Genomic DNA, 16,983 nt, shown 5'->3' on the forward strand with positions numbered 1-16,983 from the left:
GCTTATTTCGCTTTTATTTCATTTGCTGGATCTTTTTCTGGATCAATCGGTTGAATAGAAAGATCACTTTTTGTGTCATAAAAAGGGACGGTATCAGCTGATACCGATTGAGGATGAGTTGAATGTTGAGATAGATTTTTAGGTTGAGTAGGCTCCTTAAGTTTAGAAAGAAAGGACGCGGTGTCTGGTTGTGGCGAATTCGACTCATGTAAAGCAGAATTGAACACATCAGATGCACCACTTGTTGGCTTAAGATAGAGAACAACGGCGACCAAGCCGACCAATACAAGAAGGGAAGCAATAATTTTCATCTGTCATATCTCTGTTTTTTTGTTTATAGATATCTATTTTTATTTTTGATTATTCGAAATAAAGTGCCATTTCTTTCAATATATTTCATGTGAAATTTCTATTTCATGAAATATACAAACCTGAGAAAAGCCAAAGTACCTTTTCTCGAATAAGCAAAAATACAGTTCTGCCCTTACATTTATATTTCTGGCAGAAGATGGTTCAAAAAAGTGCTAAAAAAGCACTCCATTCTCATAATAAGCAATAATTATGCCGTTTCCTCTAATAAATAATTAGATTCACATCACATTTAAAGATATAAAGAACAAGTCAGGAAAAAACGAAAGAGAAAAAATTAAAGGATATTTTTTAAAAAAGGAAAGACAAGCGAGCTTAATTAGAATATCTAACAAATAAATGTTCTTTTTCACTTTATTATTAATTTTTATTAATCTTCACAATTTATCCCTAGTCTGTTTACTCAACGTAACACTGTTGTAACATTTTGATGAAGTTAGTTCCCAAGCCCATATTTCCTTGGCTATGATTCGTTTGCGTTTATGAAATACCTCACTAAAAGGGTATATTCTTTGAAGGATATCGCAATGAAAATGATGAAAACAGCTATCGTTACTGCAAGTGTTCTTGCTTCTGCCTCTATTTTTGCACAAAGTGCGGGCGTTAATGCAGGTGCTTCTGCTCAAGTAAATGTACAACCGGGTGGTCTTGTTAGTGGCGTAGCCAATACAGTCAAAAATACTGCACATACTGTGGGTAGCACAGCAAAGCATGCTGGTCATGTAGCGGCTGACACTACAGTTAAAGCTACAAAAAAAACAACAGGAAAAGTGACTGAACTTTCTTCTAAAGCTGCAAATGGTACTAAACATTTTGCTGCCGAAGCTGCGACAGGTACTAAAAATGTAGCAACTAAAGCTGCAAACGGTACTAAACATTTTGCTACCGAAGCAGTAACAAGTACTAAAAATGTAGCGACTAAAGCTGCAAACGGTACTAAAAATCTAGCAGTTGAAGCGAAAGCTGATACAAAAGCAAGTGTTGATGCTGTAAAAGCTAAAGTTGCAGAAAAACAAGCAGACCAAAAAGAATTTACTGCTGAAAAACAAGCTAATGCTCAAGCACATGTAGATACTGTAAAAACTCGTGTAGCTCAAAACCAAGCCGAGCAAAAAGAGTTTGTAGCTGACACAAAAGCAGATGCTCAAGCGAAGTTAAATGCAGCTCAACCAGCACATGCAATTAATGCTCAAACTGGTTTAAATGTTGGTGTTAACGTTGGTCCTGTTGGAGTTAACACAAATGCAAATATAAACGCTGGTGCTCAAGCATCTACACAAAAAGCTGAAAAGAAATCTTGGGTTAAAGGTCTTTTCGGTAATAACTAATCCGTTATAAATAAAAAAGGGCAATTAATTGCCCTTTTTTATTTCTCAAAAAACAAGTATTCAATTCGCTTCAGTTAAAACTAAGCCCGCACGCAAACCAAGCTTCACATTTGGATTTGGAAATAAAATCCAGACCTGATCTTGCTCAACCACATAATTACCAGAAGGTTGAGTTGCAATGATTTCACCTTTGGTAAAAGTCGAAAAATTCGGAGCTTCAGCAGATAAATTCATCTGGAAGTCTTCATCTTTTTTAATTAAAGAATCAGACACCTTAAAGACTCGAATTTTTGTTTTATTGCGTAGCGGTAAGGCTTGCTCAGAAACTACATTACGAATAACTTCATCAATTGCAGCAAATTGGCTCAAGTCATTTTGCCCAAATGGTAAGGCTTTGCCTAACTCTAAAGTTGCGCTCGCCGCTTTAAAATTCTCACTCGTAAAATGTGTAAACGTTTTACCTACTGCATTGTGATAAACCAAAGCATCTAAATCGGCTGCTTCAAGACTTGCTGTTAAATCAGCATCATAGCCATGCGTTTGATAGGGAAATAAAGCAAACGTTGGTAACAATGAAGCACGAATTGCTGTATGTAAATCATAGTGATAGCGTTTAGCGTCACTTGCACTTTCTTGAAAGAAAGTCGTGACAACTTGCTCTAAAACTTCAGCACGCTTTGATTCTTCAGTCACGGGTAGAGTTTTATACCCGCCACAAAACATTCGATTTACATCATCATACACATAGCGTTTGCCTTGACGCATTGCATAGGGGTTAGCCAATACAAGCAGCAACCTCACAGCAAGGTTTAAACGCCCTGCAAATAAATCCGTGCAAAGATGAGATAACAATTCAATTGGTGCTGTTTCATTACCATGCACTCCAGCTGACAGTACGACAGCTTTGTCGTACTGTGCGTTTGGGGTGCATTCAAGAAGTCCTTCACCCAACCAACGCCAAGAAAAATTATTTTGTTTTCCTTCGCGAGTTGTAGGCTGCTCACCTTGTAAGGTTAATGCTAGAAAATCTTGCATGTCACCTCCTCATTATTTTTGGAAAGGATAAACCGAACCCAAACCTAAAATTTTGGTCAGTTCGTCAAGTGCCATACGGCTTTCCATTAACAAATGTGGATCAGCCAAATCTTCTTGTGCTAAACGATCACGATAGTGTTTATCTACCCATTGATTGAGTGTGCCAAACAATTGATCATTCATTAGAACTTTTGGATTTACGGCATTTAACTCAGTTTCGTTCAAAGCTACGCGTAAACGTAGACAAGCTGGACCACCACCGTTACGCATACTTTCACGTAAGTCATATACCTGAATAGCATCAATTGGCGTGCCCATTTGAATCATGTCATTTAAATAGCCCCACACTGCTGCATTTTGACGAGACTCTTCCGGTACAACAATAGTCATTCCACCATCTGGACGAGTCAAAATTTGGCTATTAAATAAATAGGTTGCTACGGCATCGTCTACAGTAACGCGGTTTTCAGGCACTTCAATCGAAATAAAGTCTTCACCGATGCTTGCCATTTTTTTACGAATTTCAGCAAAAGCCTGATCTTGATTTAAAAAGGCATGTTGGTGATGGAATAAAACCTGTTGGTTACTTACCGCGATCACATCGTTATGGAAAACGCCCTGATCAATTACATCCGGATTTTGCTGAACAAAAACGGTATGTGCATCATCTAAACGGTGCAAACGTGCAATTGCTTCACTTGCCTCGCGCGTTTGTCGAGCCGGATAGCGTTTTGGTCCCGGCAAGCCATTATTTAAATGTTGTTGACCATAAACAAACACCTGAACACCGCGCTTAGCATAATCACCCCCTAAGCGGTTATGATTGGCTGCACCTTCGTCACCAAACAAAGCCACTTGTGGCAATGCTTCGTGATGTACAAAGTGGCGTTCATTTTTAAAGATGGCTTGTAAAACTTGGCTTGTAGTTTCAGCTTCAATTGAACGGTGAAACTTATTGTTCAGGTTCGCTGCTGTGAAATGCACACGCTCATCTTGGCTATCTGCCGAAGGTGAAACAGTAGCCGCATTGGCAGTCCACATTGGAGAAGCTGAACTTAAAGATGACAATAGTTCAGGTGAATGACGCATTGCTTGAGCAACAACGCTAATGTCATCACCTGTAAAACCTAAACGGCGTAACATTGGAACATGTGGACGCTCATGCGGAGCAAGTACACCTTGTTTCATTCCCATGTCAGCCAAGGCTTTCATCTTTAGCAAACCTTGTTTAGCTGCTAATTTTGGATTCGAGGTATTATTACGGTTTTTTGTCGATGCTTCATTACCAAACGACAAACCCGCGTAGTGATGTGTTGGTCCCACTAAACCATCGAAATTTACTTCATATCCTTTCATTTTTTCTTTCCCTAGTGTTTAAGGCAACACAATCCCTGGAGATAATTTTTCTGGTAAGGTTAAGCTGTCACTTTCAAGTGATGCCATTGGCCAAGCACAATAGTCGGCAGCGTAAAAAGCACTCGCGCGGTGATTACCTGATGCCCCTACACCACCAAATGGTGCAGCACTTGAAGCCCCAGTTAATGGCTTGTTCCAATTCACAATACCGGCACGTGCTTCAATGAGTAAGTCATCAAACAGTTCGCGTTTTGGTGAAACCAAACCAACTGACAAGCCAAAACGAGTTGCGTTAGCAATTTTTAATGCTTCATCAAAGTTGTCATAACGTTGAATAGTCGTAAGCGGACCAAAATATTCTTCATCTGGAATATCTTTCACGCCTGTTACATCAACAATACCCGGAGTAAGTAGAGAGCTGTCTTCTTGAGGACGTGTCATTGGCAACAAGCTTTTTGCACCCAGCTCAAGTAATTTTTGCTGAGCATGCATCATGTTTGTTGCAGCAACTGACGAGATTACCCCACCCATAAATGGTTGTTGTTCATCGTTCCAACGGCCAACTTTTAGGTTTTTAGCAACCTCAACAAAACGTTGAATAAATGCATCACCTTCAGCACCATTTTTTACCAAGATACGGCGTGCACATGTACAACGCTGACCTGCCGAAACAAAAGCAGATTGAATAGCAAGATTAACTACTGCATCAACATCGATAATTTCATCAATAATCAATGCATTATTGCCACCCATTTCAAGCGCAAGAATTTTTTCAGGTGCACCTGCCATTTGCTTATGCAAGTGATAACCAGTGTTTGCACTTCCGGTAAACAATAAACCATCAATTTCATGTGAAGCAGCTAGCGCTTCACCCGTGGTACGTCCACCTTGCACCAAATTCATCACACCATTTGGCAGACCAGCTTGCTGCCAAAGTTTTACAGTTTCTTCAGCAGTCCATGGCGTTAATTCACTTGGTTTAAATACAACTGTGTTGCCAGCAAGTAATGCAGGAACAATATGCCCATTTGGTAGATGGCCCGGGAAGTTATATGGACCAAAAACCGCAAGTACACCATGCGGACGATGACGTAAAGATGCTACACCATCGGCCATTTCAGTTGAGCTTTCGCCTGTACGTTGGTGGTAAGCACGAATCGAAATCGCAACCTTGCCAATCATTGATTGAACTTCAGTTAACGTTTCCCAAAATGGCTTACTGGTTTCTTGGCTAATGACTTCTGCTAAATACTTTTTATTTTCTTCAAGCAAAGCGGCAAATTTTTCAACAATCGCTACACGTTCTGCAAGTGGTAAACGCGCCCAAGCTGGAAACGCAGTACGCGCTGCCTGACAAGCTTGCTCAACATCAGCAGCAGTAGCCTCGGCACCTGACCATACAGTTTGGTTATCAACTGGATTTGTTTTTTCAAATGTTGCACCGCTGCCTTGTAACCAGACACCGTTTATAAATAAAGAGTTTGACATCAGGATACTTCCATTGGATTTAGTGATAACACACGAACAACGTGACCTTCTTGTACACCGAGTTTTTCAGCTTGTTCATGTGTTAAATTTATTGTGTTATCAACAAGATCAAGCTTTAACAACATTGCCTTATAGTCATGATAATTATCATTGGCAATGAGATATTGGGTCTTACCGACCGCAGCTTCACTTGTAATTTTGACGTTTAGTAACTGACTTTCTTTTACTGCTCGCAATTCATCAATATTGGCTTCAATGGTTGGACCCGCATCAAAAATATCGACATATCCTTGATAGCGTAAGCCTTCCGACTCAAGCACATGATAAGCAGGTAAAGTTTGTGGATGCATTTTTCCAATTACCTCTTGCGCATCTTTTGGCAAGAGATCTACATAGACTGGGAAACGTGGCATAAGCTCTGCAATAAACACTTTTTGCCCAATTCCACTTAAATAGTCTGCTGTTGAAAAATCCATATTAAAGAAATGGTGACCAATCGCATCCCAAAATGGAGAACATCCATTTTCGTCTGAGAAACCCCGCATTTCAGCAATTAACTTTTTCTCGAAATATTGCTTAAACGCAGCGATAAACATAAAACGGATTTTCGATAAGAATTTACCGTTTTGGTTTTCACGACGCTCTGGATCTAAAAATAATGTACAGAGTTCACTACTACCTGTTCTGTCATTACTTAAAAATAAAGTAGGTAATGACTTATACACATTTAATGCTTTTGAAGCGTGTACTTGAGTACCAACATGAAAGTTGTACCAAGGTTCAATGAGTCCAACAGCAACTTCAATTGCACTTAACCCAATAACACGTTGAGCTTCTGTATCTTCAAGAACAAACAGATAACCTTGTTCACTTTTATGGACATTGCCATTTAAAGTATTGCGAGTACGTGAAATTCGAGCCGAAAGTGTATCCATATTTTGTGGCAAGGAAGTCAGGCCTACACCCGACTTACCTGCTAATTTATAAATATCTTCAAGGTCTCGAAACTCGGCATGACGGACGATCATCATGGCTAGCTTTCCTTTTTTTTATTTAGCCAACTTTGCCAATGCGCGTTTTAAACGAGCAATTCCTTCATCAATATCTTGTTCAGGAATAATTAGAGACGGTGTAAAACGAACCACGTTAGGTCCTGCGATTAAAGCAAGTAAACCTTCTTCACCTGCCCATGTGGTAATGTCTTTCGCTTTCCCTGCATACTCAGCTTTTAATACACAACCAATGAGTAAGCCTTGACCACGAATTTCTTCAAAAATCGGGTACTCAGCATTTAATTTATTTAATGCGTCGATGAAATATTGATGACGATGTTTTACACCCTCAAGCACTTCAGGTGTATTAATAAACTCAAATACTGCACCTGCAACCGCACTTGCTAACGGGTTACCACCATAAGTTGTACCATGTGTACCGACTGAAAAATGCGGAGCAAACTTATCGGTTGTTAGCATTGCACCTACTGGGAAACCACCACCTAGTGCTTTTGCAGTCGTTAATACATCTGGAATAACACCAGAGTTCATGTAGGCATACAGTGCACCTGTACGGCCAACACCGGTTTGTACTTCATCAAAAATAAGTAAGGCACCAAACTCATCACACAGTGCACGTAAACCCTTTAAAAATTCGATGTCAGCAGGAATAACGCCGCCTTCACCTTGGATTGGCTCAACAATCACGGCACAAGTTTGTTCATTAATGACCGCTTTTGCAGCTTCTAAATCATTAAAGGCAACATGGTTGATACCGTTTGGAAGTGGTGCAAAGTCTTGTGAATATTTAGGTTGACCACCCGCCGAAACGGTAAATAAGGTACGGCCGTGGAACGCATTGTTAAATGCCACAATGCCACTTTTGCCAGCAACGCCGCTGTCTAGACCAACTTTACGAGCTAGTTTGAGTGCTGCTTCGTTTGCTTCTGCACCTGAGTTACAGAAGAATACTTTATCTGCAAATGTATTTTCGGTGAGTTGTTTTGCAAGGCGTAGAACGGGTTCATTTGTATAACCATTGCCTACATGCCAAAGTTTTGTTGCTTGTTCTGTTAAAGCATTTACTGCCACTGGATGCGCATGACCTAATGCGTTTACTGCAATCCCGCCTGCAAAATCGATATATTCTTTATTTTCTTGATCCCAAATACGTGAACCTTCACCACGTACCGGAATGAAATTTGCCGGTGCAAAAACTGGAACCATCCAGTCGTTAAAGTTGCTTCGAGTTACAGAAATTGGCTGTTCCATGCTTACCTCAGTATTTATTTAATATATTCGATAACACTTAAATTTAAATAATTCAGAAAAAGGGAATGAACAAATAAACCCTATAACATCCTTTATATTTGCTCAAACCACTTTTTCTAAAAGTAATTTCCGCAGATTAGCCTGGGAAAATACCGCGTTCTTTACGAGCTTTTAAGATACGCTCACATGCCAAGATGTAAGCTGCTGTACGTAAAGTACAAGCGTTGCTGTTCGCTGTATTCCAAACATCATCCATAGCTTGAACCATCAACTTGTCTAAACGTTCGTTGATTTCTTCTTCGCTCCAGAAGTAGCTCGCCATATCTTGAACCCATTCGAAGTAACTTACAGTTACACCGCCGGCGTTACATACCACGTCAGGAACTACAACAATGCCACGCTCAACTAATACATCTTCAGCTTTAGGATATGTCGGGCCGTTTGCGCCTTCTAAAATCAACTTAGCTTTAAGTTTTTGAGCACGTTCAACAGTGATTTGGCCTTCTAGTGCAGCTGGAACAATAATGTCAACGTCAGCTGTCCAGAAATCTTCGTCAGCAATTGATTGCGCGCCAGCAAAGCCACCAACACCTTGGTTTGCATTTACGTGATCACGTAATGCTTCAAGATCAATACCATCAGCATTGAAAATTGTGCCAGTGTGATCTTGAACGTGCGTAACTTTCGCTTTTGATTCAACAAATAAGAAAGCTGCTTCACTACCTACGTTACCAAAACCTTGAATAGCAACTTTCGCGCCTTCAATTGGTAAATTAATTTTTGCTGCTACTTCACGACCTGTAACGAATACGCCACGACCAGTTGCTTTCACACGACCTAAAGAACCGCCTAAGTGAACTGGTTTACCAGTTACAACACCAGTTACAGTGTGACCTTGGCTAGTAGAATAAGTATCCATCATCCAACCCATGATATTGGCATTCGTACCAACGTCTGGAGCAGGGATATCTTTTTGAGGCCCAATAATATGACCAATTTCAGTCGTATAACGACGAGTCAAACGCTCTAATTCACGAGTTGATAATTTACGTGGATCAACACGGATACCACCTTTTGCACCGCCAAATGGCAAGTTCAAAACAGCAGTTTTAATTGTCATCCATGCAGACAATGCCATTACTTCATTCAAATCAACATTTGGATGGTAACGAACACCGCCTTTACCCGGACCACGAGACAAGTTGTGTTGTACACGGTAGCCTTCAAAGTGCTGGATCGAACCGTCATCCATCACGATTGGCACGTCAACAATAAGCGCACGCTTAGGACGTTTTAAAGTATCGATATAATCAGCTAAGTGTTCTAAATATGGCGCTACACGGTCAATTTGTGCCAAGTAAGTTTGCCATGCATCGCTATGTTCGTTTACGTATGAAAGATCTGACATCTTTTTTCCTATATACCTTCATAGACTCAGATTTGATAAATCCGTAGTCTTTATTATTCAGCAACTAAAACCTTGCAATAACAAAGTCTTAGTTTATTTACTAAACCTTCTGCTCTTCTAAAGCATTAGGTTTTTTAAATTCCATTTGTTGATACTAAAAGTATGATCTACTTTTATATATCGATATCTTTTACAAGCTTTCTTTCATTTAACTTACTGTTTATAAAGCTATCTTTATAAAAGCAAAGTTTAACCACAACCCACTTAATCCAGTCGGCTGAAATATAAATACAAAAGAAATGGCATAACCGTTTGGGAGTTAAAAAGAACGATGATTTATAAAAAAATCATATGTCCATAAAAATTATTTTGACTAATCGATAGATCCCTCCATTAGTCTTTTTAAAAATAAACATTGTTCAATAATGCTACAGATTAATTATCTCTACACATACCGCTTAAAATTAAGCCGGAACATAGCTATAAAATCTTCCAATAAATATAGCATAGAGCACACTCATTTAGAACATTTTAAAATAAATAAGCAGAGAAAAAATAATCAAATCGCACTAATCCTTATAATAAAAAAACAACAAATATTAAAAAAAGCTTAACTTTAATAAAAAATTTTTATAGAAAACATAAAATCATAATTTAAAAAAATACAAAAAATTAAAACCATAAATAACAACAATTTAAAAATTAATCGCCTTCGTAAAATTGTCAAAAAACTATACCCTCTCTACATTAAATCTATAATAAGTCCATTTCTAATTCATATTTCATAAAATCTCAAAAACCTCTTTATCAAATAACCAAGCTAAACATAGACTTAATCAAATATTAATAATAAATAAATATTAATAAGAATCCGATAAATGGTAATTTTACAAAACAATATTTGTTTTCATGATTAAAAATAAAACTTCATTTTAAAAAAAAATATATAAATTCCTTCTTTTTTAACTTCCAGTAAGACACAAAAAAGGCCCCTTACGGGACCTTTAAAAAAACATTCTTTAGACTCTAGAAAGCTCAGCTCTGCACCAGATCTTTCTTTCGATAAAAAATGAAGTAGCTTGCATAGCATAGAAGTATAAAAACAATACAACAGATAAAACCAACTTGCATGGATGGGTCAAAGACCATACTGATGCAGGTAACGAGACAGAACAACCCACCCACAATTGGGGTAAGAGGGAAAAGAGGTGCCGCGAAACGCAAATCTTTTGCTGTTTTTCCTGACTTATACCACTGTCTACGGAAGTTAAACTGCGAAATACAAATCGCAATCCAAACCACAACCATCGTAAAAGCTGCAACCCCCAATAGATTCTTAAAAATTGTTTCTGGTGCGAATTGTTCTGAAAGCAATCCAGGAATTGCACCAAACATAGTTACAGTAATGGCAACAATCGGTGTTCCAGAAGGAGTTAATTTAGAAAATATTTTTGGTAACTGATTTTTCGCCGAAAGCGACCACATCATACGTGAAGCAGCAAACAAACCAGAATTTGCAGCAGAAAGTAAAGCCGTAATAATTACAAAGCGGATAATATCTTCTGCATATGGAATACCAATATAGTTAAATACCGTCACAAAAGGACTATTACTTACTTCATTTGCACTAAGGCCTGCAAGTTGGAACGGCAGTAATGAACTAATCACCACAATTGTACCAACAAAGAAAATTAGTAACCGCCAAATAGCCGCATTGATTGCTTTAGGAACTGTCTGTGCTGGATTCTCAGCTTCCCCCGCCGCTACCCCAATTAATTCTGTGCCCGAAAAAGCAAAGTTAACAATAAGCATAGTGGCAAAAATTGGGAAGAGACCGTTTGGGAACCAACCGTGGGCAGTCAGGTTACTAAATAATGGCGCTGTTTCATGTCCGTGGTAAGGAATAAAACCAAAAATTGCCAGTAGACCCAAACCAATAAAACAGATGATTGTAATAACTTTAACGAGTGCCAACCAGAATTCAGATTCGGCAAATAATCGAGTTGAACTGATATTAAGGAAAAAAACTAAGGCACCAAAAAAAAGAGTCCAAGCCCATACCGAGGTAGATGGAAACCACTCCTGCACCAATAAAGCCGCTGCAGTAAACTCAGTCCCTAAAGTTGCAGTCCAAGTTAACCAATAGAGCCAAGTAATCATATAGCCCGTACCCGGACCAATATAACGACGTGCGTATTCACCAAAAGAACCTGATTCCGGCACATGAACCGCAAGTTCACCAAGGCATAACATCACGGTATAGGCAATTAAACCGCCCAAAAAATAAGAAATAATTGCGCCAATTGGGCCTGCTTGGGAAATTACATCACCAGACCCTAAAAAAAGACCTGTACCTATGGCACCGCCAAGGGAGATCATCACCAAATGTCGAGTACTCATTGCTCGTTTCAAAGGTGCAGAACTTCCATGTTGCGATGCATCATTATTCCGATAATTTAATGATTGCATATAAAAAACTGTAACGACAATTTAGTAAAAAATCATTTTAGGAGAAAAAAATAAATATGCAATTATCTTTGAATAGTGAACTTATTTTAACCAAGCTCTTCATGTAAAAATAAAATACATAGAAAAAACATTTAGTTATATTTTTTTATAGCTATATCTGTATTTTAATTAATCTCATATTATTTCTATAATTTATGTAGTAGAAAAACCCATTTATCTTTAAACATAGTATTTATATATATTACTGGTTATGCCTACTTTAAATACAGCAGAGCACTATATAACAAACCTACTATTTATTTAAATAATGAGTTTTAAAATAATATACAAATAAGTTTATAAAAAAATATTTTTTAAGCAAAAAATAAAGCCCAAACCTAAAGGTCTGAGCTTTATTTAAACACTATAAAGCTTTAATAGCTGATGGTGCTCAACTGTTCGGTAGATTGAATTGAACCTTCCGTAAATTCACACAGCCCTTGTTCATCACAAGATAAATTTAATTGCTTATAGCTAATCGCTAAAGAATCCGAATATTTTTTGATTACAAACGGACTCATATCCGATGTTAAGGGCTCTTCACGCTTGAACAATTTAATAATCTTACGATCATTCATCGCTAACAAATAAATTTCATTATTTAATTCAATGTGCACTACACCAGTTTGCTCAGCCACAATTGGAACCAAATAAGATTTATTCGCCAGTAGAGTATCTACTGTATAACTTTCAAACTTTGAATTGATGAGGTTAAATACCAAAATTAAACCAAAGCTAGTCTGCAAGCCTTCTTTATAATTTGCATCTTCTTGAATTCGCTGCACTTTAATACCGAGCTTTTGAAAGTCCAACTCAGTTGCTTGATTTGTTTTTATCAGACTACGTGTAATAGCCTGTTTAAGTGGGTTATCAAAATAACGTTCATCTAACTGAAAATCATTTTGACGCAATATTTTTAACAACATTTCATCATGATGAGTAAGAACATGCGCAAGTACATTACGGAAGTAAAACTTACTTTGTTTTTTGACCTTACGAACTTGCTGATAAAAATAGATTTCATTGAAATCATGTTCAATAAAATCATGTAATAAACTTGAACTAGCCAATACAGACAATGCTTCATGACCAGTAAATGGCAAATGAATCGTATGTAAGCTTGGTAACAGCTCTTTTATTTTTAAGTAATGTTCACGGTCAATCGAGAAATATGGGTCATAAACAATAATGTATTCACGCACTGCATCGACATCTTGTGGCTGAATCTGCATGTCTTTATTTGCTATAGCATCAAAAAACTCAGCGTAACGTCGGTCTTCAACATGCTCTGGATCAATTGAATATTGAGGCACAAATGCAATCACACGGTTCATATTCAATAAATTAGAATATTTGATTGCCGCATAGCCGCCCATTGAACCGCCATAACCCACAATATTTTTAAAGCCTTCTAGAATAGGCGAAATTGCTTGTGCCAGCTCAATCATGCTTGCTTGAGGAAACCATGATTTTTGTTTTGGCATTACCCCAATAACATTATATTGGTATTTAATTAGAGACTTTTCAGCATTGATAGATAAGCCACTCGCTCGGGTAATCAAATCGCCAAAAGAGAGAACCAATGTATTAGAATCGCCTGGTAAAAAAATGGCTCTAATGTGTTCGTCTTCAAAAATAATTTGCTTATCCATGCTCACACCGAAAGAAAATTTACTCCCACATACAACGTCAAAAATGAAACAAAATAGGTGTTTTGCCAATTTATGATTGCGGAGTATCTTATTTTATAGATGCCAGTCAGATTAAAAAGCGCAAAATATGACACAATCCTTACATCCTGCCGCTCAAAAAGGCTTCAGTTCAGCTGCTGAACTATATCAGCAAGTTAGACCCAATTATCCCGCAGAAATAGTAAGTTGGCTGCAAAATTGCCTACAAATACAGGAAAACTCTACTGTTATTGATCTTGGATCAGGTACTGGCAAATTCTTACCCTACTTAAAACAAACACATGCAGATGTTATTGCAGTTGAACCAATTGGCGAGATGTTACAGCAGCTTCAACAAGTTTATCCTGATATCAAAACATTACAGGCTTTTAGCCATTCAATTCCTGTAGAAGATCATAAAATTGATGCCATTATTTGTGCGCAATCTTTTCACTGGTTTGACAACCTCGATACCCTAACAGAAATGCATAGAGTATTAAAACCAGAAGGACATTTAGGGCTAGTTTGGAATCAACGAGACGAACGTACAGATTGGGTCAAAGCTTTAGCTGACTTCCTACTCCCACTTGAAGGTGACACACCTCGTTATCATAGTGAAAAGTGGAAACGCGTATTTGAACAACAAGATTTATTCCTATTTGATAGCCTACAAACATTCACGCAGTCACAACACGGTTCTGTCGAACAAGTCGTAAGTAAACGTTTACTCTCTACGAGCTTTATTGCTGCAATGACTGAAAAAGATCAATTACAACTCAAAGCACTGTTTGAAAAAATTGTTTATGATTTTACTGGATTAGGTCCTCAAGATCAGATTGATTTTCCATATGTTACGTATGCATATCACTTTCAAAAAAGTACGTTACCCGTTAAATAATTAGTGAATAGGTTTGGTTGAAAGTTATGAAGAAAACACCTCAAATCATATTAATGTCTTTGCTTTGCTCTAGCCTATTTCTGACTGCTTGTAAAAAAGCGGATGAGCCTGCTAAGACGGAGCAACCTTCTGCCACCTCATCTACCGATCAGGTTTTAGAAAAACTAAATGAAAGACCTGTTAAGACCTTCCCTGCCACTGCTGATGATGCACACGATATTGCGCTGTTAGAGGATTATGATCGTCGCTTTACAGAAATGAGTGACGAGATGGAAAGTGAATTAGCAAAAATGCATGAAGCTGGAACCCTCACTACAGAGTTTGAGCAACAGCGTACTCTCGATAATGTGCGCTCTTCTCTGACCATGTTAAAAGATTTAGATTTAAAAACTGAGCAAGGTCGTTACATTCAGGGTCTACTTTATCAATATTGGGAAAACCAAGAAAAACACTTGAGTGATAAGCAAGCCAATAAAGATGAACAGATCAATGATCTTGCCGACTATTTACAAGCGCAAAATCAATTAAAATATTGGAAAGCATCGCAACAGAAATAGCAATGTATTGGTTATAAAAAAGCCTTCAAACTTATGAAGGCTTTTTTATAAATTATATATTTTGCTTTTCAACCCAATGAATTGCCTGAACGCGGAATAACTCACATGCACCATCACCCGTATCAGTCGGCGTAAGTGAGGATTTCCAAACTAAATTTTTGTCCTTAATCTCGACAAGGTCACCTTTTAGATAAACTAAATCACCACGTTTAACCTGTTTAATCTGCTGAGCAATTTCAGGATTTGCAGGAATGATGTGCATGTTAGATACCATTTGCATCGCTTGCTCTGCTGGAACAGGTAATTTAGGAATTTTCCAGTTTAAATAACGGTCATATTGTTTCACTGAAATATGACGTGCGATCTCAGGCTTTGCAAACAATCCCCAACTTACTGCATAGTCGATAGGAGAAAACTTAGCTTGTTCATCATTTTGATAAACTTTTGAACCCAAGATTCTGAAATTTCCTTGAAAAGGTTGTAATACAGAAATAGATTGATCTTTTTCTATCGGGCTCAAACCATTGGCAATATTATATTCACTTGAGGTCGATGCAAATGTTGAACTCATGCCAATCACGGCGAGTAAGCCCATCATCAAACTTTGTTTTTTCATCGTGTTACACCTCAAATATTGCTAGATCAAAGTGATTAGATCTTCAATTTATAATAGCTTTAAGCGATGAAAAAAATATCGAAATTTAGTAACAATACAGATCAATTTCGTCTATTTTTGTGCTGAATTAAACAGCTTGTTAATCTTCGAAATCTATTCTCAACGTTTCGAAACGAACCTTACCTTGTTGAACAGCTTGGGCAATTGCTTGTTGACCTTTCGTAAGTCTAGCTCCACCACTTTTTACATCAAGCAAAATAATATTGATGTCTTCTGCCGTACCATCGCCATCGCGGAAATCGGTATATCCATCAAAAATAATATAGTCCACCGGATCGCCCATGAATTTTGCATCACTTGGTAAATACTGAAATTCAGGTAAAACGGGAGCAAATTGTTCTGCCATTTTTCCTTTCAACACCGCACGACTTGTATTTACACTTCTCTTTTGTGCTTGAGTAAGCGCCTGTTGATGCTCTAGTTCAAGTTCAGCAATATATTGCTCATATTCAGCCTTAATTCGTCCATTACGTGTATTTGATAAAATAATAGTAGTGATGATAATACCAATGCCAGCACCAATAAGCATGGCAAGCCATACAGACATAAATTTTCCTTAAAAAGCGCGAATTAAGATTACAGCTCTAATCATATCTAAAATAACGAAACAGCTTAAACTTTTGTCAAATGCAGTCATCTACTTCTCACAAAAAGATGCTAAGGTATAAAACATAAACAAATGTGCTGCTGAAAATAATTGGATTTATGAAAACGATACTTATTGCAAATCAAAAGGGCGGATGCGGAAAAACCATGACAGCCATTACGTTAGCAACGGCATTGGCACAAAAAGGATATAAAGTAGCATTAGCAGATTCGGACAATCAAAAATCGGCCTTACAATGGTTAAAACAGCGCCCTGATACTGTTGCAACGATTCAAAGCCTAGACTGGCGTCATGAAAAATCAATTGGTGATGCACCCAAAAATCTGGACTATTTAATTATTGATGCGCCTGGTGCTCTGTCAGGTGAGCATGCTGAACAGCTTATTAGTGAAGCGCATGCCATTATTACTCCACTTCAACCTTCATTTTTTGATATAGACAGTACTCGTCGTTTTTTAAAGCATTTACAAGACATTAAACGTATTCGTAAAGGTAAAGTTCAGATTTTACTTCTTGCAAATCGTGTAAAACCAAACAGTGCAAGTTCAAAAGATATCCAACAGTTCTTTGAAAAAATTGAACAGGAACCTGTTGCATGGATTGCTGAACGCACTGCGTATGGCAGCTTAGCAATGCAGGGTTTAAGCATTTTTGATAAACCGCAAAAGAACTTTATTAGTATCCAAAATCAATGGCAACCTGTTCTAAACAAGTTAATTGAAGATAAAGCTGAATGGTTTTAAGGGAGTTTTAGCCTCTACAACTGCATGTATAAGGTTTTTTACATTGTGACCTTAAAATTTGCCTCAGGTTATTTTT

General features: G+C 37.8%; 15 protein-coding genes. 4 read left to right on the plus strand and 11 right to left on the minus strand.

What is annotated here, in order from left to right; all coding sequences use genetic code 11:
- Positions 1-2 precede the first annotated feature (2 nt).
- Complete coding sequence (locus KTI79_RS12585; protein WP_046811856.1) at positions 3-311, minus strand: hypothetical protein; 309 nt, start codon at positions 309-311, stop codon at positions 3-5.
- 585 nt (positions 312-896) lie between these two features.
- Between KTI79_RS12585 and KTI79_RS12590 the strand changes: the two genes are divergently transcribed.
- Positions 897-1,697, plus strand: coding sequence for a hypothetical protein (locus KTI79_RS12590; protein WP_086265752.1), 801 nt, complete (start codon positions 897-899; stop codon positions 1,695-1,697).
- 60 nt (positions 1,698-1,757) lie between these two features.
- Here the strand turns inward: KTI79_RS12590 and astE are convergent, their stop codons facing one another.
- The 8 genes from astE to KTI79_RS12630 all read right to left on the minus strand — a co-directional run bounded on the left by astE (position 1,758) and on the right by KTI79_RS12630 (position 13,408).
- A complete protein-coding gene (gene astE / locus KTI79_RS12595; RefSeq protein ID WP_086265751.1) occupies positions 1,758-2,732 on the minus strand; it encodes a succinylglutamate desuccinylase in 975 nt (324 codons plus the stop codon).
- 12 nt (positions 2,733-2,744) lie between these two features.
- On the minus strand, positions 2,745-4,088 hold the full coding sequence (astB, locus tag KTI79_RS12600; RefSeq protein WP_086265750.1) for an N-succinylarginine dihydrolase: 1,344 nt from the start codon (positions 4,086-4,088) through the stop codon (positions 2,745-2,747).
- Between the two features lie 18 nt (positions 4,089-4,106).
- On the minus strand, positions 4,107-5,576 hold the full coding sequence (gene astD, locus KTI79_RS12605) for a succinylglutamate-semialdehyde dehydrogenase (RefSeq protein ID WP_086265749.1): 1,470 nt from the start codon (positions 5,574-5,576) through the stop codon (positions 4,107-4,109).
- The gene (gene astA / locus KTI79_RS12610; protein WP_002116871.1) at positions 5,576-6,607 is read right to left on the minus strand and encodes an arginine N-succinyltransferase; all 1,032 of its coding nucleotides are present in this window, start codon (positions 6,605-6,607) and stop codon (positions 5,576-5,578) included. The genes astD and astA overlap by 1 nt, the downstream gene beginning before the upstream one ends.
- 18 nt (positions 6,608-6,625) lie before the next feature.
- Positions 6,626-7,840, minus strand: a complete 1,215-nt coding sequence (locus tag KTI79_RS12615) for an aspartate aminotransferase family protein (protein ID WP_019767428.1) — start codon at positions 7,838-7,840, stop codon at positions 6,626-6,628.
- Between the two features lie 136 nt (positions 7,841-7,976).
- Positions 7,977-9,248, minus strand: a complete 1,272-nt coding sequence (locus KTI79_RS12620; protein ID WP_086264993.1) for a Glu/Leu/Phe/Val family dehydrogenase — start codon at positions 9,246-9,248, stop codon at positions 7,977-7,979.
- A gap of 1,035 nt (positions 9,249-10,283) precedes the next feature.
- Entirely contained in the window at positions 10,284-11,717 is a 1,434-nt protein-coding gene (locus KTI79_RS12625; protein ID WP_017481699.1) for an amino acid permease, read from the minus strand.
- 413 nt (positions 11,718-12,130) lie between these two features.
- Positions 12,131-13,408, minus strand: coding sequence for a hypothetical protein (locus KTI79_RS12630; RefSeq protein ID WP_086264994.1), 1,278 nt, complete (start codon positions 13,406-13,408; stop codon positions 12,131-12,133).
- Between the two features lie 127 nt (positions 13,409-13,535).
- Here KTI79_RS12630 and KTI79_RS12635 point away from each other — a divergent pair, with 127 nt between their 5' ends.
- Together KTI79_RS12635 and KTI79_RS12640 are read left to right on the plus strand one after the other, a co-directional pair.
- Positions 13,536-14,324 carry a class I SAM-dependent methyltransferase gene (locus tag KTI79_RS12635; RefSeq protein WP_086264995.1) on the plus strand — a complete coding sequence of 263 codons (789 nt, stop codon included), beginning with the start codon at positions 13,536-13,538 and terminating at the stop codon, positions 14,322-14,324.
- Positions 14,325-14,350: 26 nt separating this feature from the next.
- On the plus strand, positions 14,351-14,881 hold the full coding sequence (locus KTI79_RS12640; RefSeq protein ID WP_005078420.1) for a hypothetical protein: 531 nt from the start codon (positions 14,351-14,353) through the stop codon (positions 14,879-14,881).
- 52 nt (positions 14,882-14,933) lie between these two features.
- Here the strand turns inward: KTI79_RS12640 and KTI79_RS12645 are convergent, their stop codons facing one another.
- Together KTI79_RS12645 and KTI79_RS12650 are read right to left on the minus strand one after the other, a co-directional pair.
- Positions 14,934-15,497 carry a hypothetical protein gene (locus tag KTI79_RS12645; protein WP_046811865.1) on the minus strand — a complete coding sequence of 188 codons (564 nt, stop codon included), beginning with the start codon at positions 15,495-15,497 and terminating at the stop codon, positions 14,934-14,936.
- 139 nt (positions 15,498-15,636) lie between these two features.
- Positions 15,637-16,104 carry a Holliday junction resolvase-like protein gene (locus KTI79_RS12650; protein WP_046811866.1) on the minus strand — a complete coding sequence of 156 codons (468 nt, stop codon included), beginning with the start codon at positions 16,102-16,104 and terminating at the stop codon, positions 15,637-15,639.
- A gap of 158 nt (positions 16,105-16,262) precedes the next feature.
- Between KTI79_RS12650 and KTI79_RS12655 the strand changes: the two genes are divergently transcribed.
- On the plus strand, positions 16,263-16,907 hold the full coding sequence (locus KTI79_RS12655) for a ParA family protein (protein WP_005804567.1): 645 nt from the start codon (positions 16,263-16,265) through the stop codon (positions 16,905-16,907).
- Positions 16,908-16,983 lie beyond the last annotated feature (76 nt).

Source organism: Acinetobacter sp. WU_MDCI_Abxd143, assembly GCF_025514195.1.
In the GTDB taxonomy this organism is placed as follows: Bacteria; Pseudomonadota; Gammaproteobacteria; order Pseudomonadales; family Moraxellaceae; genus Acinetobacter; species Acinetobacter pittii_H.